General features: G+C 33.2%; 19 protein-coding genes and 1 pseudogene. 15 read left to right on the top strand and 5 right to left on the bottom strand.

Annotation, left to right across the window (positions count from 1 at the left end; all coding sequences use genetic code 11):
• Positions 1-56: 56 nt before the first annotated feature.
• Together GMD78_RS09040 and GMD78_RS09035 are read right to left on the bottom strand one after the other, a co-directional pair.
• A complete protein-coding gene (locus GMD78_RS09040; RefSeq protein ID WP_155668498.1) occupies positions 57-713 on the bottom strand; it encodes a site-specific integrase in 657 nt (218 codons plus the stop codon).
• A gap of 84 nt (positions 714-797) precedes the next feature.
• The gene (locus tag GMD78_RS09035; RefSeq protein ID WP_155668497.1) at positions 798-962 is read right to left on the bottom strand and encodes a hypothetical protein; all 165 of its coding nucleotides are present in this window, start codon (positions 960-962) and stop codon (positions 798-800) included.
• Positions 963-975: 13 nt separating this feature from the next.
• Between GMD78_RS09035 and GMD78_RS09030 the strand changes: the two genes are divergently transcribed.
• The 3 genes from GMD78_RS09030 to GMD78_RS09015 all read left to right on the top strand — a co-directional run bounded on the left by GMD78_RS09030 (position 976) and on the right by GMD78_RS09015 (position 4,030).
• A complete protein-coding gene (locus GMD78_RS09030) occupies positions 976-1,257 on the top strand; it encodes a YolD-like family protein (RefSeq protein ID WP_155668496.1) in 282 nt (93 codons plus the stop codon).
• 387 nt (positions 1,258-1,644) lie between these two features.
• Positions 1,645-2,463 carry a hypothetical protein gene (locus tag GMD78_RS09025; protein WP_155668495.1) on the top strand — a complete coding sequence of 273 codons (819 nt, stop codon included), beginning with the start codon at positions 1,645-1,647 and terminating at the stop codon, positions 2,461-2,463.
• Between the two features lie 1,081 nt (positions 2,464-3,544).
• Entirely contained in the window at positions 3,545-4,030 is a 486-nt protein-coding gene (locus GMD78_RS09015; RefSeq protein WP_196493764.1) for a hypothetical protein, read from the top strand.
• A 734-nt stretch (positions 4,031-4,764) separates the two neighbouring features.
• On the opposite strand, the gene GMD78_RS09010 is transcribed toward GMD78_RS09015, so the two are convergent.
• Complete coding sequence (locus GMD78_RS09010; protein WP_155668492.1) at positions 4,765-4,968, bottom strand: hypothetical protein; 204 nt, start codon at positions 4,966-4,968, stop codon at positions 4,765-4,767.
• Between the two features lie 994 nt (positions 4,969-5,962).
• Between GMD78_RS09010 and GMD78_RS09000 the strand changes: the two genes are divergently transcribed.
• Both GMD78_RS09000 and GMD78_RS21850 read left to right on the top strand, forming a co-directional pair.
• A complete protein-coding gene (locus GMD78_RS09000) occupies positions 5,963-6,655 on the top strand; it encodes an ABC transporter ATP-binding protein (RefSeq protein WP_343042217.1) in 693 nt (230 codons plus the stop codon).
• A complete protein-coding gene (locus GMD78_RS21850; RefSeq protein ID WP_155668490.1) occupies positions 6,652-9,912 on the top strand; it encodes an FtsX-like permease family protein in 3,261 nt (1,086 codons plus the stop codon). The genes GMD78_RS09000 and GMD78_RS21850 overlap by 4 nt, the downstream gene beginning before the upstream one ends.
• Before the next feature lie 509 nt (positions 9,913-10,421).
• Here GMD78_RS21850 and GMD78_RS08990 read toward each other — a convergent pair.
• Positions 10,422-11,270, bottom strand: coding sequence for a hypothetical protein (locus GMD78_RS08990; RefSeq protein ID WP_155668489.1), 849 nt, complete (start codon positions 11,268-11,270; stop codon positions 10,422-10,424).
• Between the two features lie 150 nt (positions 11,271-11,420).
• Here GMD78_RS08990 and GMD78_RS21955 point away from each other — a divergent pair.
• The 7 genes and pseudogenes from GMD78_RS21955 to GMD78_RS08955 form a co-directional block, all read left to right on the top strand.
• A pseudogene (locus GMD78_RS21955) lies at positions 11,421-11,594 on the top strand (helix-turn-helix domain-containing protein); the annotation flags it as partial.
• Positions 11,587-11,772: a hypothetical protein gene (locus GMD78_RS08980; protein ID WP_155668487.1), complete on the top strand. Its 186-nt coding sequence runs from the start codon at positions 11,587-11,589 to the stop codon at positions 11,770-11,772. The pseudogene GMD78_RS21955 and the gene GMD78_RS08980, both read left to right, overlap by 8 nt.
• Before the next feature lie 287 nt (positions 11,773-12,059).
• Positions 12,060-12,422, top strand: a complete 363-nt coding sequence (locus GMD78_RS08975) for a PadR family transcriptional regulator (RefSeq protein WP_155668486.1) — start codon at positions 12,060-12,062, stop codon at positions 12,420-12,422.
• Positions 12,383-13,150 carry a VanZ family protein gene (locus GMD78_RS08970; protein WP_155668485.1) on the top strand — a complete coding sequence of 256 codons (768 nt, stop codon included), beginning with the start codon at positions 12,383-12,385 and terminating at the stop codon, positions 13,148-13,150. The genes GMD78_RS08975 and GMD78_RS08970 overlap by 40 nt, the downstream gene beginning before the upstream one ends.
• A gap of 176 nt (positions 13,151-13,326) precedes the next feature.
• Positions 13,327-15,855: a GH39 family glycosyl hydrolase gene (locus tag GMD78_RS08965; protein WP_155668484.1), complete on the top strand. Its 2,529-nt coding sequence runs from the start codon at positions 13,327-13,329 to the stop codon at positions 15,853-15,855.
• Between the two features lie 448 nt (positions 15,856-16,303).
• On the top strand, positions 16,304-19,054 hold the full coding sequence (locus GMD78_RS08960) for a glycoside hydrolase family 3 N-terminal domain-containing protein (RefSeq protein ID WP_155668483.1): 2,751 nt from the start codon (positions 16,304-16,306) through the stop codon (positions 19,052-19,054).
• Positions 19,055-19,125: 71 nt separating this feature from the next.
• Positions 19,126-21,462, top strand: coding sequence for a glycoside hydrolase family 3 C-terminal domain-containing protein (locus GMD78_RS08955; protein ID WP_155668482.1), 2,337 nt, complete (start codon positions 19,126-19,128; stop codon positions 21,460-21,462).
• Positions 21,463-22,045: 583 nt separating this feature from the next.
• On the opposite strand, the gene GMD78_RS08950 is transcribed toward GMD78_RS08955, so the two are convergent.
• Complete coding sequence (locus GMD78_RS08950; protein WP_155668481.1) at positions 22,046-22,621, bottom strand: TetR/AcrR family transcriptional regulator; 576 nt, start codon at positions 22,619-22,621, stop codon at positions 22,046-22,048.
• Positions 22,622-22,764: 143 nt separating this feature from the next.
• On the opposite strand from GMD78_RS08950, the gene GMD78_RS08945 reads away from it, so the two are divergent.
• The 3 genes from GMD78_RS08945 to GMD78_RS08935 all read left to right on the top strand — a co-directional run bounded on the left by GMD78_RS08945 (position 22,765) and on the right by GMD78_RS08935 (position 24,708).
• A complete protein-coding gene (locus GMD78_RS08945; protein ID WP_155668480.1) occupies positions 22,765-23,304 on the top strand; it encodes a hypothetical protein in 540 nt (179 codons plus the stop codon).
• An 11-nt stretch (positions 23,305-23,315) separates the two neighbouring features.
• Positions 23,316-23,957, top strand: a complete 642-nt coding sequence (locus GMD78_RS08940) for a GNAT family N-acetyltransferase (RefSeq protein WP_155668479.1) — start codon at positions 23,316-23,318, stop codon at positions 23,955-23,957.
• A gap of 163 nt (positions 23,958-24,120) precedes the next feature.
• Positions 24,121-24,708, top strand: a complete 588-nt coding sequence (locus GMD78_RS08935) for a hypothetical protein (protein ID WP_155668478.1) — start codon at positions 24,121-24,123, stop codon at positions 24,706-24,708.
• Positions 24,709-24,850 lie beyond the last annotated feature (142 nt).

Below are 24,850 nucleotides of genomic sequence, written 5' to 3'. Positions count from 1 at the left end.
GATATATCAATGCTTATCATGACACCTATCTACTTTTGACCACATTCTGACCATTTTTAATCAAAATCAAGAACGTTTTTCATGAGACTTCCGAACTTTTCGGAGTCTCTTTTTCTTATTTCTTCGGTTTTATGAAGGTAAACATTTTTAGTCGTTTTGTCATCTGAATGACCTAAACGTTCCATGATTCGTTCAATAGAAACTCCAGCTTCCGCAAGCAAGGACGTGTGCGTATTTCTTAAAGAGTGTGGTGATAAAGTTTCATTTAATTTGGGTAGCTTTAGTAAACGTTTCATGCGCTGTTCAATAATTTTCGGATAGATCGGATAACCAGGATAATTAGTTGTATTAATAAATAAGTAACCATAATCATAGTATTCATTTGGATATTCCTCTTTGACTTGACCGTTAATTTTAATTAAACTCTTTAATGCTTGTACAACCATTTCATCTAAATCAATCTTCCGAATGGAACTTTGTGTTTTTGGTGTTACAATTTCAAAGTTTTTAACATTGTTTTTAGGGTTGTAATAAGTTTTTGTAATGCTCAAAAGGTGAACGTTTCCTTTTTTCTGTATATCAGATGCTTTTAGTGCACATAATTCTCCAATTCGGAGTCCAGTATAAGCTAATGTTAAAAATATAGGATGATCTAGATGCAATCCGTGTTTATATGCTGCTTTCAGGAATGTAGCAAGGTCTTCCTTTTCCATATATTTAGGAAGGTCTTTTTTATTTTCTATATCCTCAACAGTCTGTTTTTTCTTTGAGAGATAAGCATATTCGGTTGGATCCTTCTAGTTACATCGCTTTTTTTTGAAAATCATTCCTCCTGTTCGATGAATACCATCAATAGTTTGATGGGCAAATTTATTTTCGAGTTTATGAAGTGCTTCTTGATACATTTGCCAAGTAATATCTACCATACGAATATTTTCAAAATAAGTATTAAGAGGATCCATTAAATGGACATCAATGATGATGCCGGAACATGTTCAAATGTTAAAAGGTATACGTGAGCAGCAGGAGTATAAAGAGAAACCAATGATTTCTGATTATCAAAAAGAAGAAATAAATACCAAACTCCAACTTGCTATACATGATGATCTTACTGTTATTGTTAAGTATTATAAAAGTAACGATCACAAGAAAGTAAGAGGTAAACTTGATACTGTTGATGTGATGAGTAAACATATCCTTCTTCGTAATGGTACAAGGATTAAGCTGCAAGACGTTATAGAATTGCAAATAGATTAACCTTCACTCAATGAGGGTTATTTTTTATTTTAGGAAAGTAGGAAAGTAGGAAAGTTTATCTTTAATTAGTAGTGCTTTTTTACTTGGACTTTCCCAAGTAGAAAAAGGAGGGTATTTGGAAAAAAGTGTCGAATTGGGCAGTAAGATGGATAAACTCAGAAAGAGTTCTGGTAAAAAAAGTTAGGAGGACTATTGTGAAATTAGGATCTGAGTTGCATTTTCTAACTATCCTTCATATGTTACAAGCTATATAAAAAGAGTTGTGGCATTGAAGTAAGAAAAATAGAAAAATTACTATGATTCTATAAATATTGCTTAAAAATATTTACTAGAATTATAAATTATTAATATTTATCAGAACAAACATTATAAAAGGGGTGGAGTAAGATGAGAAAGATATTAATTAAATCAATTATTTTGGTACTAGCTTTACATATAGTATTTTTTGGCTTACCGACAAATAAAACTGTATTAGCATCCGAAATTAATGAATCAGAAGGAATTCAATTCATTATTGATACAGAAGAGAAATCTGAATATTTATTACAAGTAGATGGACAAACGCTACGGTATATTGAGACAGTTGAAGACTTAGGGGATATTGTTGTAATTCATACAAAAGTCTATAATAATGAGACAAACGAATTACTTCAAGATTTTTCAACGAAGATTGAAGGAACTCAGATTGTTGATCAAGAAGTGGAGATTTTCGAAATATTGCCTAGTGAAACTAATGATGTTGGGATAGATTTAACAATAAAACATGATCCAATAACAGAATTCGATATGAGGGCTACTTCAAGTAGTATTATAAGTAATAGGTCAATGATCAGTTACTTTGGGATTAGTTATACAACAAATTACCTTGTAGATTTTGGGTATGCTAATTATGCTGATCTCGGCACCAAAAAAGTAAACTTAAAACATGATTCAGCTACAAACCGAGCAAATTATAATGAATTTACGAGAGCGGTAGATGGTATGGTTAGTCATGAGTCATCGACTATCGCTGGTTGGATTATACAGGCTGTATCGGGTGGAGGATTGACAATTGGGACATTATTCTCTTGGGCAACTGCAAAAGTTATTTTGAAAAATATTGCTGGTCCAGTTGCTTTTGCAACAAATGCATATGCACTATCTATGTGGGTATATCATTATAATGAAGTTAATAAAAGTTATTACGCACTAGAGAATAAATATTAAGTTTAAGGAGAGGCTATAAGTGAGACGGCTAGTGATTAGCATATTATGGATTAGTATTGTAGTAAGTACACTATTTTTAATATCTTTACCAAAATTTCAATTGAATCCCCTATTTACATTTATTCTATTTTTTATCGTGCTCGTTGTTATAGGTGGTATTGCTACACTAATCAAAGCGGAAAAAGCGGCTCATATACCTCTATTACTCGGTATATTTTTACTATGTTGCTTGTGTGCAGCATTAGAAATTAACCATTTTTTTCTAATAAGTTTTCTGTATTTTATAGGTTTAATAATTTACTTTATTAGTGTTGCAAGAGTTCAAAGTAAACATGAATAGAAATCTGAAATGAGCACACAAATCTGTCGACTGGTATGAGTTCGGTATTGAACCGAATCTCGTACCAGTCTTTTTTTAATTTACTTGTAAATTCTATTCTGCGTATAAACAAGACCAAACCATACATCTTATCTAGTTCATTCATTATCATTGTTCGTTTCAAAATATCCCTTTAATAAAGGTTCATTTCTATCTAGGTATTCATAAAATTCTTGTTCGTTGAGGATAGCACCGGGATTTACGATTCTTTTTCCATCTGCATATGGTTGGTTTTTTTCTTCCCTTCTCTTCTCTCATTTCAACCTCACCTACACTACAGCTTCAATGTTTTACATATAACTCCCTTCAAGATTTAGGTAAATTCAACTTTTAAAACTATTTTAAGGAGAGATTTTCAATGTTTAAAAATGCAGAGAAAATTAGTAAAGATTGATAATTTAATCAAAATTACAGAGGGTTTGGAAAACGAAGATCGTAAACAGCAGCTGGTAAATGTAATACACGAACTATCATGGGTGCACCAAAATGTATTAGGGGATTTGACTAATAAGCAGGATATTAAGGATTGATATAGAATAGGTTATAGATCAGGAGTACCAGGGGGTTAATAAGTTGAAGAAAATAATTGTAGCAGCTTGATTTTTACTATTAGTTGCGTGCAGTGAAGAAACAGTAGATATTGAAGGGGAAGCAGTCAACTATGAAGAGTTGCTGGGTAAAATCGAAGAAAGAGAGTCAGAATTGAAACAGTTAGATCAAGAGATTGAATCAGCGAATGGTGAGTTGAATGATACCATAAAAGCAACCAACGAAAGAAAAGATGAATTTCAAGAATTAAAAGAGTTGGCTGCCAATAAAGATGACCTGAAATCAGAAGTTATTAAACATCAAAGAGAGTTAAAATCCTTACAGACTGATATTAAATCGGCAGAAGAAGAATTAGCCAAACTAGAAGGAGAGTTAATAAAGGCATCTGATAAACCAATTAAAGTGAGTGCAGGATATTTTTACTTTGGTTCCGACATTGAACCAGGAAGATATAAAATAACAGCACAAGAAGGACATCGAGGTAATGTGTTCATAAGAGAAGAAGGAAAAAGAGGAAGTTATGTTGGAGAAACATTTGGAGATGGAAGCAGAGGTTCTACTGTTGATTTTGTTTTTGAAAGCAAAGCAGGAGATGAAATAGAAGCAACAATTCCTGTTTATCTATATCCCGTAGAATAGTTAAGAATAAATAAAATTATTGAGCGTAATTTGACCACTTTTTACTTATAAATGAATGTAAAATAATATAAACTTCAAATGCTCCAAAGGATAAAAATTCAGTTGTAACAACGGCTAATATAAGTGAATAAAAAGAATTATAGACTAATAGTGCATGGGCGGCATGATGTAATAGTCGCCAAAAACCTTGATATATAAGAGTTTTTGATTTGAATAAAAGTGGTTGGTTAACATTTAACTAACATATTCTACATGATTTAATATAAATAAGTATTTTTTAAATAATCATTAAATTATTTAAAAATTTATACCAAGAATTATAGATTTATAAATCATCGGCTGGTTTTATTCACAGCCACTGAAATAATAAAATATATAAAGAATTGAAAGTATGGGCTGAAAACATTGTTATGATGTTTTTAGCCTAAAATATCTTGTTGCTTGTGCTATCACATGTTAGTCATACTTAGATTAATCATCTACTATATTTGTAGACATTTATTCTAAGTTTAGCAAGGGCAAGCGCTTGCTACGTCTTCGCATACGTCACCGGAATCTACTCTTCTTCTATATCGAGCATTAGCTCTTTCTGTTAAAGAACACATTCTGTCACATGCACAATAATAATAAGTAGTCATTTTACTTGGATCTCCACAAATTGGCGACATATCAACACACCTCCTTATTTAAATTTATATAACTTTAGTTTTTGGAAAACTAAAGTTAATGTCAAATTAAGCTGTTTTAATTCCTAGAATAACAAAGATAGGAATAGGTGTAACATTTTGAATAACAAAGGATTTATTTAAATGAACAAAGGTTGGCCAAAAATAAATTTGATAATCATAAAATACTTGTTCTTTAATAATAAGAACTGTTACTTCCGTTTTATATAAACTTGATAAAGAACTAGCTTCTGTTGATTCATTCTCACTCATTACAACAACGTATTAAAAGAAGGATAGTTTTTTGCTTCAGTGAGAAACAACTCCAGATTATTTTCACAGTATATACAGCTTGAATTCATAAAGATTAGTACTAAGTTATCCTGAATAATAGAATCTAATGTTGTTTTTTCATTACTATTTATAGAACTAGCTTCAAAGTTTGGCGCTTCTTTTCCGATTGATGAATGAATTTCTCCTTTATTTGACTCAAAGTTTTTACTTCTTTCTTCTAAATCCCAAATATTTTTTTAAAATTGGTGATTCAAGTTATTAATTTTTTATAAAGTAGGAAAGTAAAAGATAATGAAAGAGATATACAGATGATAATAATTAAAACCATTGTATTCAAATTCCTTCGAAAAAATGAAATATTGTAAATTGTTTACATTTTTCGCTCTGAGATATATAGTATAAAATGTAAGCACTTTCGAAAATATATCTTTTTGACAAGGAAGATTTGTAAGTGGTGAGGATGGAGTTAAATTTATATCTAAGAATATATTCTCGAAAAAAGAGAACGTTTATACTCTTTATTAAGACTAACTGCCCAATTTGTAAATCCTTAATTGAGAACCTCAATACTATTTCAACAAATTATGATATTAATTTTGTATTAAATAATAATTTTGTTTATAATCGATCTGATCAAATATCATCTTTATATTTTGTAAGAACTGTACCACATGGTGTATTAATTAATGAGAATGGGATTGTAGAGCTAAGTAATTATATAAAGAATGTCAACGTTCTCAATAATATGTTGTTCAATGAAAGAGTCGTGAAGAAATCCCTTTCAATTTAATTGACGTTTCCGGCTTTTCATCAGATTTACTGGACGAAAGATATATAGAGAATGGACATGATTATATTTTTGCAGCACAATTTTTTGTTGGTATTAATTATGTACTCTTGGACTAAATATATCAAAAATATGTTTTTGGGGTAATCCTTCTACGATTGAGCATTTTAGATAAGGAGAATGATAATAATGGAGAAAATAGAATGTAAGAATCTACATAAAGAGTTTAAAGGTGATGGAACGAGTACAGTAGCATTGAATAATATTAACTTATCTTTTCAAAAGGGGGAATTCACTGCCATTATTGGTCCGTCGGGTTCAGGGAAGTCAACTTTATTAAGTCTTATCGGTACATTGGATAAACCGAGTAACGGAACATTAACATATGACAGAGAAGAGATATTAAAAAAGGGAAAGAATAAAATAGCAGATTTTCGCTTCAAAGAAATAGGATTCATCTTCCAACAATTTCATCTTCTTCCTACCTTAACAGCTTTAGAGAATGTTCTAACTCCACTATTTGCTAGAAAAGTTCCATATACCAAAATTGAACGAGCCAAAGAGGTATTAAAGCAAGTCGGGCTCACTGATAAATTAGACTCTCTCCCATCACAATTATCTGGTGGACAACAACAGCGGGTTGCGATTGCCCGAGCGATTGTACACAAGCCGAGCTGGTTACTAGCGGACGAACCAACTGGAAACCTAGACACAGAAACAGGCGAAAGGATTTATGAGTTATTAAAAGAACTGAATGAACTAGAAGGATGTGGGGTTTTGTTCGTAACTCATGATCCGGTACTAGCAGCCAAAGCAAGTCGTATTATTACCATGAAAGATGGTGTAGTTCTCTCGGATAAAGAAGGTGTATCTTCGTGATTCGTTTTATTTGGCAGAATTGGTGGAGGCGGAAAGATCGGTTTATTTTACTCATCATTGGAGCATTTATAGTTAGTGCTGGTTTAACTTACCTCATTGGACTGTCTGAAACGAATAAAGGTACTGTTGTTGATAATTTGCAACAACGCTGGTCGGCTTCTTATGATATTGTTGTTCGCCCAAAGGGTACCCGCAGTGTTACTGAAGATAAAAAGTTATTGGAGCCAAACTATCTGAGTGGTATGAATGGTGGCATTAGTATCGAACAATACGAAATGATAAAAGATATTCCTGGTGTAGATATTGCTGCTCCTATTGCAATGATTGGTTATGCTAATTATGAAGTGAATTTTGGTGAGGTAGAATTGTCAGAAGAAGGATTATACAGAAAAAAGACTACTGTAACCATAAACAATGGAATAGATGAAGAAAAAAACAGTTTTAACTCCTATTTTCCGAACGATGTTTGGGATGTAATGAATAAAGGGCCAGAATATGGCGTAGGTGCACCGATTCTAGATTTTAGTATTGGTGGTGACTCGTTGCTTGCTGGAATTGATCCAGAGGAAGAAGCGAAATTAATTGGTTTAGAAGAGGCAATCATTGATCTGGGGTCAAGCAGATATTTTGAAGATACAGATGGCTATCATTTCAACGAAGAACGAGTCTATCACGAATTCCCCATTATCGTAAATCAACATGCTTATGTCGATAAGATAGAAGAAATATCCTTTGAACTTTTGGATCTTGATATCACTGAAGAGAATGCAGATGAAGTGATGGAAACTGTCAAGGAGCGCGGGGGAGGCAGTTATTTAGATACATTAGACGGAGAATTAGTCGAATCTTTTTCATCTTCCGGGATAGAAACATTCCATGCCTTCGTGAGCAAAATGACGGGGGTAGATTGGAAGACTGGAGAAGTGCATGTTGAAGAAGTAGTAGAGCTGGATAATGAAGAGTACGTAAGCCCAATGAGAGAAGACGGTGTAACCGGGATCGTTTATAAACCTAGTCCATTAAAGTATGATGAAATTTCAAGTCCATATATAGATAGATGGCCATATTCCTATCAATTGCTGCCTTTCCGAAATGGGGAAAATACAGTAGGTGTATATAGAAATAAGGAATCGTTTCGAGAACCACAGCTAATGGCTGCAAACTATGTGGAATTACCACGTATCAAACCAAATTGGATAGGTTTTTATGATCCGAGCAATCTATCTATTTCGATCGACCCTACAACTGAACTCCCAATGGAAACATATCGTCCTGCTACGGCAGAATATGTGATGGACTCGGATGGGAACCCGATGAATCCACCTAAGATTGTTAAACCAACTGGAGATCCATATAATTTTTTAACCGATCCCCCAGGAATGCTGACGACCATTGAAGTGGCAGAAAGATTATTAGGGGAAAAACCGATTTCAGCAATTCGAATTAAGGTTACAGGAGTTACAGACTTAAGTGAAGAAAGTCAAGCAATACTAGAAAAAGTAGCAAGTGAGATTGAGAAGAGAACAGGACTTATTACAGATATTACATTAGGCTCTTCACCACAATTAGCATTAACCTATGTTCCTGGTTTAAATGGTGAAAGTGATATAGGATGGCTTCAACAACCTTGGGTGAATATTGGCTCATCCATTTCTATTTTCAAGGAAACGAAAATAGGTTTTTCAGGAATCGTGGCTAGTGTTATAGCAGTAGCAATAGTGTATGTTTGGGCGTCTGGTATTGTTAATTTATTAGCAAGGCGAAAAGAATTTGCTGTTTTATTATCAATTGGCTGGCGACCAAGTCGATTGAATCAATTATTATTTATCGAAGCAAGTTTAATCGGTTTATTTGTAGCATTCATTTCTTGGGTTATGCTCGGATTTGTATATATATCGAGTGAGGTCAGCATATCGTTTGAGCGTTTCTTATCGACTGGTTTATTTGGATTGATTGTTTATCTTCTCGGTTCCATTATTCCGATGATCATGGCCCGAAGCATTTCTCCATATGAGGCAATGCGTTCAGGTGAAATTTCAGGTAAGAGTAAGAGACTATTTCAGGCAAAAGGAATAAATCGGATGGCTATTAACCATTTCATTGGGAAATGGAAAAGAAGCATTTTATCGGTTATATCTATTGCACTGCCTACGGCCCTCTTAGCTGTTTTTCTATACATTACCTTCCGATTAAGAGGAATCATGTACACTTCATTACTTGGAGAATATGTAGCTTTAGAAATTGGTCCTACCCATTATATAGCTATTATTGTGGCTTTAATTATAGCTATTTTAACTACAGCTGAGATAATGTGGCAGAATGTCTCGGAACGGAGAGAAGAAATCTCTTTACTACAATCAATAGGATGGAAACGATGGAGTATTCGGAGGTTAATATTAGCTGAAGGGGTATTTAGTGGATTATTTGCAGCGTTGATTGGCTTTACTATTGCCTTAATGATTATTTGGGGTCTATATCATGCTTTTCCAGCCGAAGAAATTGGTTTTATATTGATGACAGGATTAATTCCTGTATTTATTGGCGTATTAGGAACGATCTTGCCGGCAGAAAGAGCAGTTCGTATTGTACCAAATAGGGGTATGGGTGGAAATATATCTAATAGGAAAGCAGTTGAAAAACGATTAAAGTGGGTTGTGATTTCAACATCATTGTTAATATTCGGAACCTTTTTATTTACCATGGTAAGGGTTGCACCTAATATTGAGCATGCGAATTCAAATGTTGAAGTAGAACAGGTTTTTAATCCTACTGAAGGCAGTGTTGAAAAGATTGACCGAGAAGAACCGATATCAAGTCGTGATGAATCAGCAAATTCTTATGAAGCACCAAGTGATTATTTAATCGAACTTCATACAGGTGAAAACAGTGAAAGCAAAGGTTGGGGCGGGGTTCTCTTTTATGAAGCTAAAGAAGTGGAGAGTAGTATGCCTCCTCCCGAACCAGGAATGAAAAATATTGCAATTGAGTTTAATTTTGAGATTCGTGATACAATGTCTTACCACATGAGACCAGATCATCATTTTACACTAATCGACGGTGAAGAATCATATCATCCGGTAGATATTAAGATAATCGAGACGATAGGTTGGGAAGATGAGCAATGGTTGCACGGTATTCAAGATGGTAGGATGCATGCAGTTTTAGAATTTACAGTACATGACTCCATTGACAATTATGGTTTATTATTAAAAAATGGGACCCTAGGGGATGGGATAATGGTTAAATTTGAAAAATAAAATAGGGCTTGCCATTGTTGTGATAACAACAATGGCAAGTTTTTTATTTAAAAGAGATGCTACTTTCGTTCTTAATTTATCTAATTGCATACTTCTAAGAATTTAAATAAAAATCATATTATCACTAAATAACCTGTTGGAAATTATTTAGGATTAGACTTTGTAACAAACAAACAATAGGATGCTAACATTTGGCTAACACAATGAAATAAAAGAGACTTCTCATAAGTTAAGTAAACTTTTAGGAAGCTTCTTTTTTGTCTCTTGCGTTACATGGAGTTACAGAAATCGTTATAGTCATTTATGTATGGGCTAGCCAGTCCATGATTTGTTCCTGAGGGACATCACGCTGTTGCGTGCCCGGTCATTTTCGGACTGTGAGATACCAACCAAGCGGAGCCAGAAGAAACAAGCTAAAGCTGCTATCGTCCTTTCCGCTGTTCTAAGAAAAGGTCATTGTTGACGTTACCCGTTTTGTAATGTGATTTACACTTTACTCTCGAGTCGAACTATAAGGGCTTAGGATATAAACGATCGAGAAGGTAAATATTCAAATACATTCCCCAAATACTAATGGAAGTTAAAATAAAAAACCAACCATCTGAGCTTAGTATCAATTGGTATTTCTCTGCAAAAAAATGAGCGAAATAGAGAACAAATATCCCCACAGCTTTCCACTTCCACTTAATGTCCATAAAATACAAAATCATTGTACTGACAGCCAAGAGCAGATTTAAGGTAGCTGCTATAATAGCAATACTACAATCATTATTCGGAATTAAAGTTTCATTGAAACTACGAATACCGACTGCCTTAGATCCCCAAGTAACTATATTAAAGTGCAACGTACACAATCCAAAGAAGATAAAAATGTAACGCCAAATACGCCTACTTTGTTTTTCTAATATGGTACTTACTATTTTTGCGAAGCGGAATAAAATGAGAAGACCGATAATAGTCATCCATGTACGATACCAGTTTTGTTGATATATACCCAGTAGAATAAACAGTTCTTCAATACCACCGTATATAAGTGCAATAATCAATTGCCAGTGAAATTTAAGATTAAAGACTGTAATGAAGACAGCAGCTGCGGACACGGAGGTTTGCGAAAATATATTTCCAACAACTGAATCATCGTGTTGGTTAGAAAAAATCTTTGGAAAATATATGTACGCCTTCAAGCACATTAAAATGACCACTTCGAATGCAAAAAAAGTGATTCCACATACAGATAAATATAAAGAGAGTACGTGTTTACGGTTGGGGGTTTTGGTGAAAACAATGACCAATACAAGGATTGTCATAATCCCAAGGAGAATATACCATATCGTATTACTCCAAAATGTAGGCCCCATAAATCACAGTTCCTTCCCTATTTACATGTTTTGCGCTATTTATTGGTAACATTATGTTGACCCGCGATTTAAAAAATATTCAGTTTAGTTATTGTTGGGAGAGGACTTTGGGGGCCAGTGAATCCCTTTGCAAGATGAACATTATCAAAACTTGCCATTCTTACAGGTTTGTCTCCATCATTTTTATACAGATTGGAAAATGGAGAGAGGCATCAACCATCAGTACAAACGGTAGTTAAAATAGCCAAAGTTTTGGAATTAGACTTGATGTTCTTGGTACATGTCATCATACAAAAAGAAAAGGAGACATTACTTCTTGGATAAAAATGAGCAATTACAAATTATTTTAGCTGAAAATAAAGGTGTGATTTTTCTATCATTAGTTGATACGATTGGTAGATTCAAAGAAATTAATTCGAGCATACAAAACCATGTAGATTTGGTGAAAATATCGGAAAAATCTGTTGGAAAGAGTGAGGAAAAAGGAAAAAGCATGTTTTAAAGAGAAGAATATGGAGATCCGAGTGCTTAAATAATCGATATTGTTTAGGGTGTATGTAAAAAGATACACACATTACATAATGTTATGTTTATCTGTTTACGGAGACTGATTGTATTTAAGTTATAAAACCTTTTATTGAATATAAAGTGTAAACATTTATGTAATATGAAATGTTTGCTTTATATTTTATGAGAAAATTGGATGAAATTTCTAATTTGAACCTTGTAATGCGATGTATCATAGTGTTACGATGTAAATAGGATTAGTTTTGAAAGCGAGGTGTAGTTATGGACAAGGAGATAATGAAGGGAAGTATTGATATTCTGCTTTTATCACTGGCAAATAAAAGGGATATGTATGGTTATGAAATTGTAAAAACCTTAAAAGAAAATAGTAATGAACTATATAACATGAGTGAAGGAACGTTATATCCCGCCTTGAAGCGATTAGAAAATAAAGGATGGCTACAATCATATTGGGGGAATTCAGAGAATGGTGGCAGAAGGAAATACTATAGGATTACACAGGATGGAAAGAAAGAATTAGATAAAAAATTAGAAGAATGGAATCAAATTAGCAATTTAATTAAAGTATGTTCGGAGGGAATGGCTTGGATAAAAAAATTGAATCCTATATTGATAAAATTGTGAGCCAATTAAATTGTGACGAGGAAGAAAAAAGAGAAATAATTGATGAAATGAGAGATCACCTTTATTTATTGAAAAATGAATATTTAGACCAAGGTTTTACTATGGAAGAAGCAATACAGAAGTCATTAGTAAGTTTCGGAGAACAAAAACAATTAACAAAAGGTTTGCAAGAGTCACTGTTTCCTTTCTATAAGGCATTTAAGATAGGGGTATGGATATTATTTGGTCTTTATTCATTTATTACTCTATTTAAGTTGCTTTTTCAACGAATCATTTTTCGAATTACAGATTATACCATAAATGGTGATACACTTAACAGATATGCTTTCACTCCAATGAATTCAGAAGGGTTTTTTGAATTTATAATGTTCAATTCGAATATCATTCCGTTTAAAAATACGATTGAATATTTAACTGGTTTTGAGCGTTTTAATACGGATATAATCATCAATAACACATTAGGGAACATTTTAATATTTCTACCATTGGGAATTTTTCTTCCTTTGTTATTTAAAAAATACAGAAGATTTACGAAGGTATTTGTTACTTCAATCGTTATCAGCTTTTCAGTTGAGATTTTACAGCTCGTTCTTAAAATTGGGCAATTTGATATTGATGATGTCATTCTAAATACTACTGGCAGTATTGTGGGTTTCTTCCTTTTAAAGATTATTAAAAGTGTCTTAACTATACCGAAAGGAAGTTTCTTCCGAAGAATTACAAATTAATCTTTTTTTCTGCCTGCCAAGCAAACGGTTAATTGCTAAATGGTGATAGTCGAATTTTTTGAGACAGTATAACTGAAATTTTAAAATTACTAATTCTATCTAAATCCATTGAAAATTGTTTAGATACTCTTTTTATGCTAAAGTATTGATAATTATTGGGTGGGGGACGGTGAAACATGCGATACCAATATGAACAGATAGATTACCAGGCAGATTTGCCAATAAATATTTTTACACATACAGTAGAACAATTCCCGTTTCATTGGCATAAAGCAACTGAAATTCTTTTTGTGCTGGAAGGTGAATTGGAAATTAGGGTTAATCAAGATGACTATTTGCTGAAAACAGGTGATGTTTTTCTTGTAAATGGAGATGAACTACATTTTATCAACTCTAGGACAGGGTTTGAAAAAACACATGTGTTGGCTCTGCAATTTGACAACAGGTATTTTCAGAAACTTGGTATCGATGTTGAGCAAAAAAGATTCTATTTGAACTCAAGAGAAGTTAAAGAAGAATCTATGTTTGTCTTAGATAAAATAAAGTATATCTTAGCCAATATGATGGAACTGGTATTGAATAAGAAAAATCTATACCATCTGAAAGTAAAGATAATGTTATTAGATCTTATAGTCATTCTTCTAGAGCATTTTGAAGTACCGGTAAAAAAAAGTGAAAAGCGAATGGAAGATGATCAACGACTCGTAGAAATACTTCAATATATGAATGAACATTGTATAGAAGTACATTTTGGATTACAGGATATTGCAAAGGAGTTTTCATTAAATCCACATTATCTGTCCAGATATTTCAAATCAAATGTGGGGGTATCTCTGAAAAAATATTTAGATAATATGCGCTTAAACAAATCATTGTTTACGTTGCGAACAACAGATGAAACCGTTACTGATATAGCTCTTAAATTTGGTTTTCCTGACAGTAAAGCCTATTATAGAGTTTTCAAGGATGTGTTAGGGATAACACCAATGCAATATCGAAAACAATATCGAGTAGAGCTCGAAAAAGGCGTGATGAAAGATTACCTGAGCATCAACAGTAAAGAGTCATTCGAAAATCTATTCAAATATCTAGATCGTAATCTAGATCGTAAGGATGTAACTGAAGTCTCAATAAAAGAAAGAGAAACAAAAACAATTGATGTTACCAAGTATTTTAGCAAAATTAATCGTTCTTTCACAAAATTAATGACTTTTGGCTATGCTCCTCATGCCCTGAGGAAGGATTTTTATGATCAATTAAAACAGGTTCAGAGCGAAATAGGATTTGAATACATTCGATTTCATGGGATTTTTTCAGACCAACTTATGGTATTTAATGAGAAATCAGATGGATCGTATTATTTTAATTTTAATCATATTGATTCTCTTTTGGATAATTTACTTGATGTACATTTAAAGCCTTTTATTGAAATAGGTTTTATGCCAAAAGATTTGGCAAGTACTGAAGATAAAATATTTTGGTGGGATGCATTTGTATCACCTCCAATAGAAATGGAACGATGGTTAAGTTTACTGGAGGCTTTTTTCAGACATTTGATTAATCGATATGGATTGCAAGAAGTTAGAACATGGTATTTTGAGTTTTGGAACGAACCGGAAGTGCAATATTTTTGGGGCGGTACAAGACAGGAATTCTTTACTTTTTATGCGGAAAGCTATAAATGCATAAAAGCAATTGATCCTGAATTAAAAATTGGAGGATTTGGAACTATTAACTTTTCTAAACATCAAAATTGGTTAGATGATTTTGATGCATTTGTGCAAAATGAAAAGGTTGGTTTGGATTTCTTTTCTTTTCATGTATACAATTTATCCAATGAACATTCACCGAAATCCGATTCAATGCTGGAAGTAAGTGATATGGAATCAACAGGAACCGTTATACAAAAAATAGCTGAATCTAGTGGCATTATGCTGGGGGATGAAAGTAACTTTTCAACATGCATTGACCATATCATTAATAAGATCAAAGGATTGGCATCACTAAATCAAGATTTATGGATAACGGAATGGAATGCAAATTCTGATAGCAGGGATTTGGTACACGACACGTGTTATATGGGAACCTTTATCGCTAAAATTGTTATCGAAAACTTTGAAAAAGTGAAAGGAATGGGTTTTTGGACATTTACGGACATATTTGATGAGTTTCAACTGGAGCAGCCTCTCTTCCATGGAGGTTTTGGATTAATGACCTATAATGGTATCAAAAAGGCTGGGTATCATGCATTTTTCTTCCTAAGCAAGCTTGGTGAATATTTAGTATCAAGAGAAGAAGATATGATTGTCACTAAAAGCGGAGAAGATTACCAAATCCTACTTTTCAATTACAGCCACCCAAATAATTTATATAGAAGATTTGATTATTCACAACTGTCATCAACTAGTCGCTATAAAGTATTTGAAGATGAACGTGTTAAGTCCTTTCAATTAACTTTAGAGGGCCTAGATGGTGAGTATATAATGAAGAAGCAGTATGTTAATAGACAGCAAGGTTCTTCATTCGATGCTTGGGTAGACATGGGGGCACCGCAATATATGGATAATGATACGATCAACTATATTAAAGGCAGAGCGGAACCTGGAGTTAAAATACATCATATCTCTGCACAAAAAAAATATAATCTGGAAACGTTATTACAACCTCATGAAATACAATTGATTGAAATAAATCGCCGATATTGATAACGATAAAAAGTATGAAAATCCAATACATTTAAATTGAAAAGGACTAAAAAATAGACACTACCATTGATGATGGCAGTGTCTATTTTTTTATAAAAGTCAATAATCGGAATAGCATTTCTTAAATAATGGAATGTATCCGATGGTGTTGGATAGTATATTGTAACTAAACCGTAAGAAAGTACTCTATAATAAATAACTATTTTTATGTAATAAAGAGGCGAGAGGGGATAAAAAAAGGATTACTTAGATAAAGTAACAGAACAGTGCTATTAAATCTATCAAAAAAAGAATAGTAGAGATAATTTTTATAAATGAAAATGAAAACGTTATCTTATTAGTTTAAATATATTTAGTAACAACGCTTCAAATATCAAAATTGAAACAATTTACTCTGGATATTCCTTGAAATAGAAATAAAAAGCAAAAACAATGGAGGGGGATCATCATGTTTGAATACTTTAAAAAGAAAAAAGAGAAAAAACAAGAAATACTTCAACGTGTGAGTGAAGATAAGGAAAAGCTTAAAGAAAGAAAGCAAGAAATTGCTGCTTTGCCAGAATCAGAACGAAAGGCAGAAATTGAAAGCGATAAACTTTTGCGAAAAGAGCAGAAACAAAAAAGAAAAGAAGAAATTAAATCGTTAAGCCGTAAAGAAAGAAAAGTAGCAAAAAAAGAAGCTAAGATGTATAAAAAATTAAAAAATAGACCAATACGTTTTACTGGCTGGTCGGTTTTTGCTGCAATGTTATTATTCGTTGTTGTAACAGTAGGACCGACAGTTACAAGCGTAGTTGAAAACATGAGTGGTAAACATATTTCGATTGATACTACAAGTGCAGAAGCTATTCAAGTAAGGGAAGCTGCTGATATTGTTTCAGAAAAGATTGCGAATGAAGGATTAGTATTATTAAAAAATGAAAATAATTCTCTGCCATTAGAAGATAAAAAAATTAATGTATTTGGTTCTACAGCCTTTACTTTTAAATATGGTGGAGGTGGTTCTGGTGCTTCAGATCTGACTCGTGCTGTGAGTTTATTTGATGCCCTTACGAATGCAGGTATTGAATATAATAAGGAATTATATGATTACTATATGGGGTTGCCAGAATTAGAAGCAACGACAGGGAATTCAGACACTGGTATTGTTCAAGTCGTTAAAGGAATGTTTAGCAATGATGAGGCAGCTGGTGAACCAGATGTACCAGATGCTGCAATAGATCAAGCGAAAGCGTACTCTGAAAATGCGATGATTATTGTTCAAAGTGATGCTGTAGAAGCTTCTGACGTAAGTGGAAATCAATTAGAGCTATCAGATGAAATGCATTGTTTAGTTGAAAAAGTAGCTAATAGCTTTAACAACGTTACAATTGTAGTAAATGCTGGTAACACGTTAGAACTAGGGTTTGTTGAGGAATACTCAAGTATTCAGTCTGTTATTTGGGTTGGAACACCCGGACCATTTGGAACGAATTCGCTTGCTAAAGCATTATCAGGAGATTTAAACCCTTCTGGACGTATTACGGATACGTATGCTTATGATGTTGAATCTTCACCAGCGAGTGAAAATTTTGGGGACTATAAGTATGAGAATTTAGACAAGGCTTACCTTAACTATGAAGAGGGGATTTATGTAGGATACAGGTTCTATGAAACTTTCTATCAAGGAAATGAAGAAGGCTACAATCAAACCGTTCAATTTCCTTTTGGATCTGGTCTAAGTTATACAACATTTGATTGGAATATTGTTAGTCAAGAATTAAATAGTGATTCTATTGAATTGCAAGTAGAAGTGACTAATACAGGTGAAGTAGCTGGTAAAGACGTCGTTCAAGTTTATTATTCTGCTCCTTATACACCGGGAGGAATAGAGAAGTCTGCCATTAACCTAATTACATTTGAAAAAACAAAATCATTAGAACCAGGAGAGTCTGAAGTATTAACTATTCATTATGACACAAGAGACATGGCTTCTTATGATATGGAAAATGAGAACTACATTTTAGAAAATGGAACGTACGAAATTAAACTTAGTAAGAATGTCCATGAAATTGACAGTACAGTAAACTTTGAATTAGCGGAAGATATTGTGTACCAAACAGATGCTGTTACAGGTACAGAATACAAAAATCGTTTTACTCAATCAGGAAACGAATTAACAGTTCTTTCTCGTAACGATTGGGAAGGAACATACCCATCAGATCAAGATGACTCAAAAGTTGCAACTGATAAAGTAATTGAAAGAGTTCAAGGACATGAATATAATGATGATCTAGAAATGCCAACAACAGGTGCTGACAATGGACTTAAATTGGGAGACCTAAAAGGGTTAGATTATGATGATCCTTTGTGGAATGAATTTTTAGACCAATTGACTGTAGATCAAATGATTAATTATGTGTCAGAAGCCGCTTACCATACAATAGCGATTGATGAACTTGGTGTTCCGAATACAGTTTTAATGGATGGACCTGCTGGATTTAGTTTCTTCGGATTCAAACAGTTTGAAGCCGGCGCTTATCCAACAGAGATTGTCGTGGCATCCAGTTGGAATAAAGATTTAGCATATGAGATGGGTGAAATGATCGGTCAAGAAGCACAAGCATACGGAATTCACGGATGGTACGCTCCAGCATTAAATATTCATCGTTCGCCACAGGGTGGAAGAAACTTTGAGTATATGTCAGAAGACCCTTTATTAAACGGTATGATTGGTTCTGGTATGGCGAAAGGTGCGTCGGACCAAGGTGTTATAGTATTCATGAAACATTTTATCATGAATGAGCAAGAAACAAACGCACGCTCAGGGCTTCTAGTATGGGCTAATGAACAAGCGATGCGAGAAATTCACCTACGACCTTTCGAAATGACTGTAAAAGAGGCTGGTGTAACTGGAGCAATGTCTAGTTTCTCTTTGATTGATGGGAAATGGGCAAATCCTGCATTATTAAATGGAATGCTAAGAGATGAGTGGGGGTTTGAAGGTGTAGTATCTTCGGATGCGGTGTTCGGATTTATGGAAGCACCACAAGCCATTACATCTGGTAATGACTTAATGTTAGATGTTTTAACGGCTCCAAAACAAAAGCAACTTTTAGAGGAAGCATATGAGGAACATCCAGAAGCAATTACAGTAGGTCTGCGAAATAGCATGCATAACGCACTATATGCAACACTTAAAACACACATTTTCAACTAAAAATATACTTGATAGAAAGGCGGACTATTGTCCGCCTTCTTACCAATTGAAAACTTCGGGAGCGGTGTTGAATGAAACATAAAAACATAATTGAACAAATGACTTTGGAAGAGAAAGCTTCCCTCATGTCTGGACAAAACTTTTGGAATACCAAGGCCATCGAACGACTTGATATTCCATCCATTATGCTAACCGATGGACCACATGGACTGCGAAAACAAGGCGGGAAAGCGGACCACTTAGGCTTAAACAAAAGTTTACCAGCAACTTGTTATCCAACAGCAGCAACACTAGCAAATAGTTGGGATAAGTCACTTGTATATAACGTAGGACAAGATATCGGTAAGGAAGCTCGTAGTGAAAAAGTAAGTGTCTTACTTGGACCTGGTCTAAATATTAAACGTAATCCATTATGTGGACGTAATTTTGAATATTTCTCAGAAGATCCATATCTAACTGGTGAACTTGCAAGTGGAATGGTAAAAGGAATTCAGTCAAACGGTATTTCAGCTTGTCCTAAACATTATGCAGTCAATAGTCAGGAACATATGCGTATGACAATTGATGAAATTGTTGATGAACGTTCACTTAGAGAAATATATTTAACTGGATTTGAAAAAGTAGTAAAAGAAAGTAATCCACATACAATCATGTCTTCTTATAATAAGGTGAATGGCGAATATGCAAATGAAAATCAACATTTAGCGAATGATATTTTATATTCAGAATGGGGATTTGATGGTGTTGTTGTAACGGACTGGGGTGGAAATAATGACCGGGTTGCCGGGTTAAAAGCTCATAACCAGTTAGAAATGCCATCTACTAATGGAATTACAGATAAGGAAATTGTTGACGCAATACATGTAGGAACACTAGATGAAACAATATTAGATGAAGCAGTAGATCAATTGTTAGCTCTTGTAAATAAAGTTCGTTTAGATGATAAAGAATCAGTACAAGTAGACTATGAGGAGCACCACAATAAGGCAGTCGAAGCTGCTCGTCAGTCTATGGTACTGCTTAAGAATGATAAAAATATCCTTCCTCTTGAAGCCGGAACAAAAGTAGCAGTTATTGGTGATTTTGCAAAAAATCCAAGGTATCAAGGTGCAGGGAGTTCTTTAATTAACCCCTATAAATTAAGTAATCCACTTGATCGTTTACAAGATTCTTCTTTAAATATAGTTGGTTACGCACAAGGGTTTAAGCGTATAGGAGGAAAGAGTAGTAAATTATTGAAAGAAGCAACAAGTCTTGCGGAGTCTGCTGAAACTGTCATTCTTTTTATTGGTCTTGATGAAAGTAAAGAAGCAGAAGGGGTAGATCGAGAAGATTTAAAACTGCCTCAAAATCAGCTAGAACTTGTTGAATCAGTAGTACAGGTGAATAAGAATGTGGTTGTTGTTTTAGCTGGTGGTGGAGCACTTGAATTACCATTTGCAGATCATGTACAAGGTATTTTACACACCTATCTTTCTGGCCAAGGTGGTGGGGAAGCTGTCGTTGATATTCTTCTTGGTAAACACAATCCAAGTGGTAAATTAAGTGAAACATTCCCAATTAATTATACGGATGTACCTTCCTCGGCATACTATCCGGGAGATCAAGCAACAAGTGAACATAAAGAAGGGTTATTTATTGGTTATAGATACTTTGACACAGCTAATTTACCAGTACGTTATCCATTTGGATACGGACTATCTTATACTACTTTTGAATATAGCAACATTGAAATCAATGGTTTAACTGTAAGTTTTGACCTGACAAATACAGGAGAAATGGGTGGAGCAGAAATTGCTCAATTGTATATTGAAAAGGTAGATTCAAAAATATTCCGTTCGAAAAAAGAATTAAAAGGTTTTGATAAAGTCTACTTGGAACCAGGCGAAACGAAACGATTAACACTAGAATTAACAAAACGAGATTTTTCTTACTATAACCCTGAAATTAATGATTGGGAGATTGAATCGGGGAATTATAAAATTCAAGTAGGCAGTTCCATTCAAGAAATCCATTTAAAGGGAACTATTGAGATGGCCGGTGTTTCTCCAACTGTATTCTTAAAAAGTGATTATCCACACTACGCAATGGCTAACGTAAAGGATATCCCTGATTCTGAATTTGAAAAAATATTAGGGAGTAAACTACCACCTAAAAATTGGGATCGTCATAAAGATTTAGGAATGAATGACACGATTAATCAAGCGCAGTATAAGAACTGGTTAGGAAAATTGCTATATAATTTTATTATGTTCTTCCATTTTTTCTTTAAAAAGATTGGAAAACCATTAACTGCAAATAACGTGTACTTTGTTATTAACATGCCATTTAGGCAAATTGACCGCTTTACAGGTGGAAAGGTTAGTAAAAAGAAGGTTGAGGCATTTTTAAGGTTGATTAATCGATAATATATAACGAAACATCTTTAACACTTTCGCCAATAGTACTAATGTTTTTGGTGAAAGGCTCTACCTTCAACAAGTAATCCCTAATGATTAAGACATGACTCAGAAAAGCGATAATGGTTGAAGTATATAAGGATTTGTTGGTAAGGTGAGAGTGAAATGCTAACATTTTGCTAACTAAATAGTGAGTGCTTCTCTATTAAAATAGCTATAGTAAGTAAATTCTTCATTGGCCATTTATGAAATTTAAAAGATATGTGGGCATATTAGAGAATGCTCCATTTCTAGAATAAAGTGAATTAGTTGCACTCAAATGGAACAGATAATGTAATTCAGTATTACCATGAATATTGACATCCTCCCCCACCTAAAATCTGAACGGATTTTTGAGGAAGGGGATTCCAATGGACCAAAAGACTATTGTTATGCGAATTACGGGTAGAGCGTCATTAGCTAGGTGTACAACGCAGTCAGGCGCCTTACAGAAAACACTAGGTTTCGCTAAAATAAGACCAGATTGTTTTTATACTGAACAATCTGGTCTTTTTCACCCCTTGATACTGAGCATGACCATCTAGTTTTCATTTTATCTATTTGGGAGAGATGACAATCCGTAGAAAAACAGTTGTAATAGTTGTTCTAATACTTCGCTATTATTATTTTTGGTATTGATGTAATCACTTATTTCTTGAAAGAATAATTTAAAGTACCTCTTTAAGATCTGTTCAGAATAGTGGTGAGCAATATATCCATCGCTTTTTCCTAGTTGTATTAATTTGAGAAAAAAAGATTCAAATTTCTCCTCTATATTGTTAAGAAAAAAAAGAACTGATCCCGACTGATCCTGGTTAAGGTTTGTCAAGAGGTTAATGTTTTTAGCCTCAAGAGTGATTATTTCCCTAATCTTTTCATTAAATGGAATCTCCGAATTTATTATCCTCTCATAGTCCTTTAATCTTGAATCTATCCAATTGTTAAGCATTTGTTGATATAGCTGCTCCTTAGTGCCGAAATAATTGTAAATCGTAGCAGGTGAAACACGGGCCTTTTTAGCAATTTCATCTACTCTTACCTTGTCAAACCCATGCTTCATAACCAATTCATGTGAAGCTGAAAATATCTGCATTATTTTTTTATCTTTTCTTCTTTCATATCCATCCATGTACGTTCACCTCAAAATAAATACTATATTAACTTTTAGAGTAGTTCAATACATTTACTACATAATATTTTGCAATTTAATATGTATAGTTATATACTCAATATATAAAATAACTACAAAACTTTAAGGGGAGTACAGTAAGAATGAATATTAAAATCCCTACATTTCTTCATGAATTCTTTGGTGAAAGACAGAACATATTCCAATTAACAGTTATTTTTCTCTTTGGAGTAATATTTACATCATTACTATTTATTTATTACTCCAACACCTTCTCCGAGGTAGCATTATGGCGAAATATATTTGCTTTTCTGTTAATATTTGATATTTTTTCCGGTTGTATTGCAAACTTCACGAAGGCTACAAGCAATTATTATGCAAACAACAAAAAGAAACAAATTATTTTCATACTAATTCATTTTCATCTAATAATTGTTGGATTCTTATTAGGTACATCCATTTGGGCTGTTACTTTGGTTTGGATCTATACTATTATATGTGCTTTTGTCATTATTTCCATAAGAGGAAGAAATCAGACTTTTGCTGCAGGTTTATTATTATCAATCGGTATAGGAGGGACTCCAATGCTTGAAATGGAAGTTTATATGCTGATTGTCAGCATGCTTTTTATGATTAAGGTACTATATAGCTTTAGTGTTAATCATTATCAAAATAGGATTTAGGTGATGTGATTATGGGTAGTGAGTATTCTATTAAACGGTTGGATAAGAGGGAAAAATCAAGTTTTGTAGCTTTAATGGTAAGTTCATTTGAAAAAGATCCACTCTTTGTCTATTTGTTTGATGATGGTGATCATAATAGGTTTCAATATAGGGCGCGCGCATTTGTATCATTTTTGTTTGATAAAAGTTTCTTTTTATTAGAAGAGATATGGGGTATTTATGACAAAGGAAGACTTGTAGGTGCCTATATTATTGAGTTACCAAATGTAAAACGAACTGATAAAATAATCGGTGGACTTTTATTGCTGAGTGGGATCGTTAAGCTAATGACCAAACTATCGCTTAGTACTATAGCTAAACTTAATAAATATATGAAAGTGTCTAGGTCACATGTAAAGAATGGGAGATTTCATTATCTCATCATGATAGGTGTTTTACCAGCAGAACAAGGAAAAGGTATTGGTACAATGTTAATTTATCATATATTGAAACAAGTTAATGAAGAACAAAATTCAAATGGGGTTGCCTTAGACACTGAAAATCAAAATAATTTAGACTATTACAAGAAGATAGGTTTTACTCTAAATAGTGAATATCAATTTGGTGAGATTACCATTTATAGAATGAAAATCACAAGCGTTTGTCTGATCTAACATTTTACTAACATAACTCATAAAAATAATGCACTTGTCTACAAATGAGAGGTGCTTTATTTTGTATATTTCTATCTAGAAGCATATTAATATAATTATTAATTACCAGGCATTATGTTATATAATGGAACTAAAGATCTGTTTAGGTAAGGATGGTGATTGGATGAATAATAATAGGAAGGCAATGATATTGATTTTAATAGGTTTACTGTTTATAAGCCTTATCTTAAATTATAAGTTTTATCGAACCAATCAAGAAAGAAATAATTATTATACCATTTATATAAATGATTTTTTTTACGAGATTAAGAATTCAATAGAACAATTGGATTTGATAATTGAAGGAAACAACGAAATAGATTTGCATAGAGAGTTTTCATCTTTAACAGAAAAATTGAGTAACATGGATTATATGATTAGTAGAGTGCCTTATTATATTGATGGTATGGGAGGTTTATCCAATTTTATTGGAGATGCGCTAGCTGTTATTAATCGCGGCACTAATTATAAAGGAAAGTATATACCATCATTTATTGATGATCAGGAGCTAAATCAACAGGAAATAGCTTACTTGAGATTAATGAAAGAATATTTCGTATCTATTTATGAACAATTAGTTTTAGAAGAAACTGGTCAACTTTCGGAAAGTATAACTAAACAACAATTTATCGATATAATAAACGAGAATATTTTTGTCTTAGGAAAACAAGATGAATTATTAGAGGAATACATAAAGTATAGTAAAAATTAAAGAAATAAGGAGCTTCTCATTAGTTAATTTTGGGGGAAGCTTCTTTTTTTATGTCTTTAGATAGCACTTATTATTTCAATAATCTAGGTATTTTTATTTTAAAATTTTTATTAACAAATACAATCCAATATTTTTTGTATAG

Source organism: Ornithinibacillus caprae, from assembly GCF_009728145.1.
Lineage (GTDB): Bacteria > Bacillota > Bacilli > Bacillales > Amphibacillaceae > Ornithinibacillus > Ornithinibacillus caprae.
Note: the sequence above shows the minus strand (reverse complement) of the source record. Positions and strands in the feature narration are given on the sequence as shown.

Bases quoted from the DNA above. Each gene is read 5' to 3' on its own strand.
- GMD78_RS08940 (WP_155668479.1), top strand. From the start codon at position 23,316: ATGGGTAGTGAGTATTCTATTAAACGGTTGGATAAGAGGGAAAAATCA.
- GMD78_RS09030 (WP_155668496.1), top strand. From the start codon at position 976: ATGATGATGCCGGAACATGTTCAAATGTTAAAAGGTATACGTGAGCAG.
- GMD78_RS09035 (WP_155668497.1), bottom strand. From the start codon at position 962: ATGGATCCTCTTAATACTTATTTTGAAAATATTCGTATGGTAGATATT.
- GMD78_RS08950 (WP_155668481.1), bottom strand. From the start codon at position 22,621: ATGGATGGATATGAAAGAAGAAAAGATAAAAAAATAATGCAGATATTT.
- GMD78_RS08965 (WP_155668484.1), top strand. From the start codon at position 13,327: ATGCGATACCAATATGAACAGATAGATTACCAGGCAGATTTGCCAATA.
- GMD78_RS08960 (WP_155668483.1), top strand. From the start codon at position 16,304: ATGTTTGAATACTTTAAAAAGAAAAAAGAGAAAAAACAAGAAATACTT.
- GMD78_RS09040 (WP_155668498.1), bottom strand. From the start codon at position 713: ATGGAAAAGGAAGACCTTGCTACATTCCTGAAAGCAGCATATAAACAC.
- GMD78_RS08945 (WP_155668480.1), top strand. From the start codon at position 22,765: ATGAATATTAAAATCCCTACATTTCTTCATGAATTCTTTGGTGAAAGA.
- GMD78_RS09010 (WP_155668492.1), bottom strand. From the start codon at position 4,968: ATGAGTGAGAATGAATCAACAGAAGCTAGTTCTTTATCAAGTTTATAT.
- GMD78_RS09025 (WP_155668495.1), top strand. From the start codon at position 1,645: ATGAGAAAGATATTAATTAAATCAATTATTTTGGTACTAGCTTTACAT.
- GMD78_RS08990 (WP_155668489.1), bottom strand. From the start codon at position 11,270: ATGGGGCCTACATTTTGGAGTAATACGATATGGTATATTCTCCTTGGG.
- GMD78_RS08935 (WP_155668478.1), top strand. From the start codon at position 24,121: ATGAATAATAATAGGAAGGCAATGATATTGATTTTAATAGGTTTACTG.
- GMD78_RS08975 (WP_155668486.1), top strand. From the start codon at position 12,060: ATGGACAAGGAGATAATGAAGGGAAGTATTGATATTCTGCTTTTATCA.
- GMD78_RS08955 (WP_155668482.1), top strand. From the start codon at position 19,126: ATGAAACATAAAAACATAATTGAACAAATGACTTTGGAAGAGAAAGCT.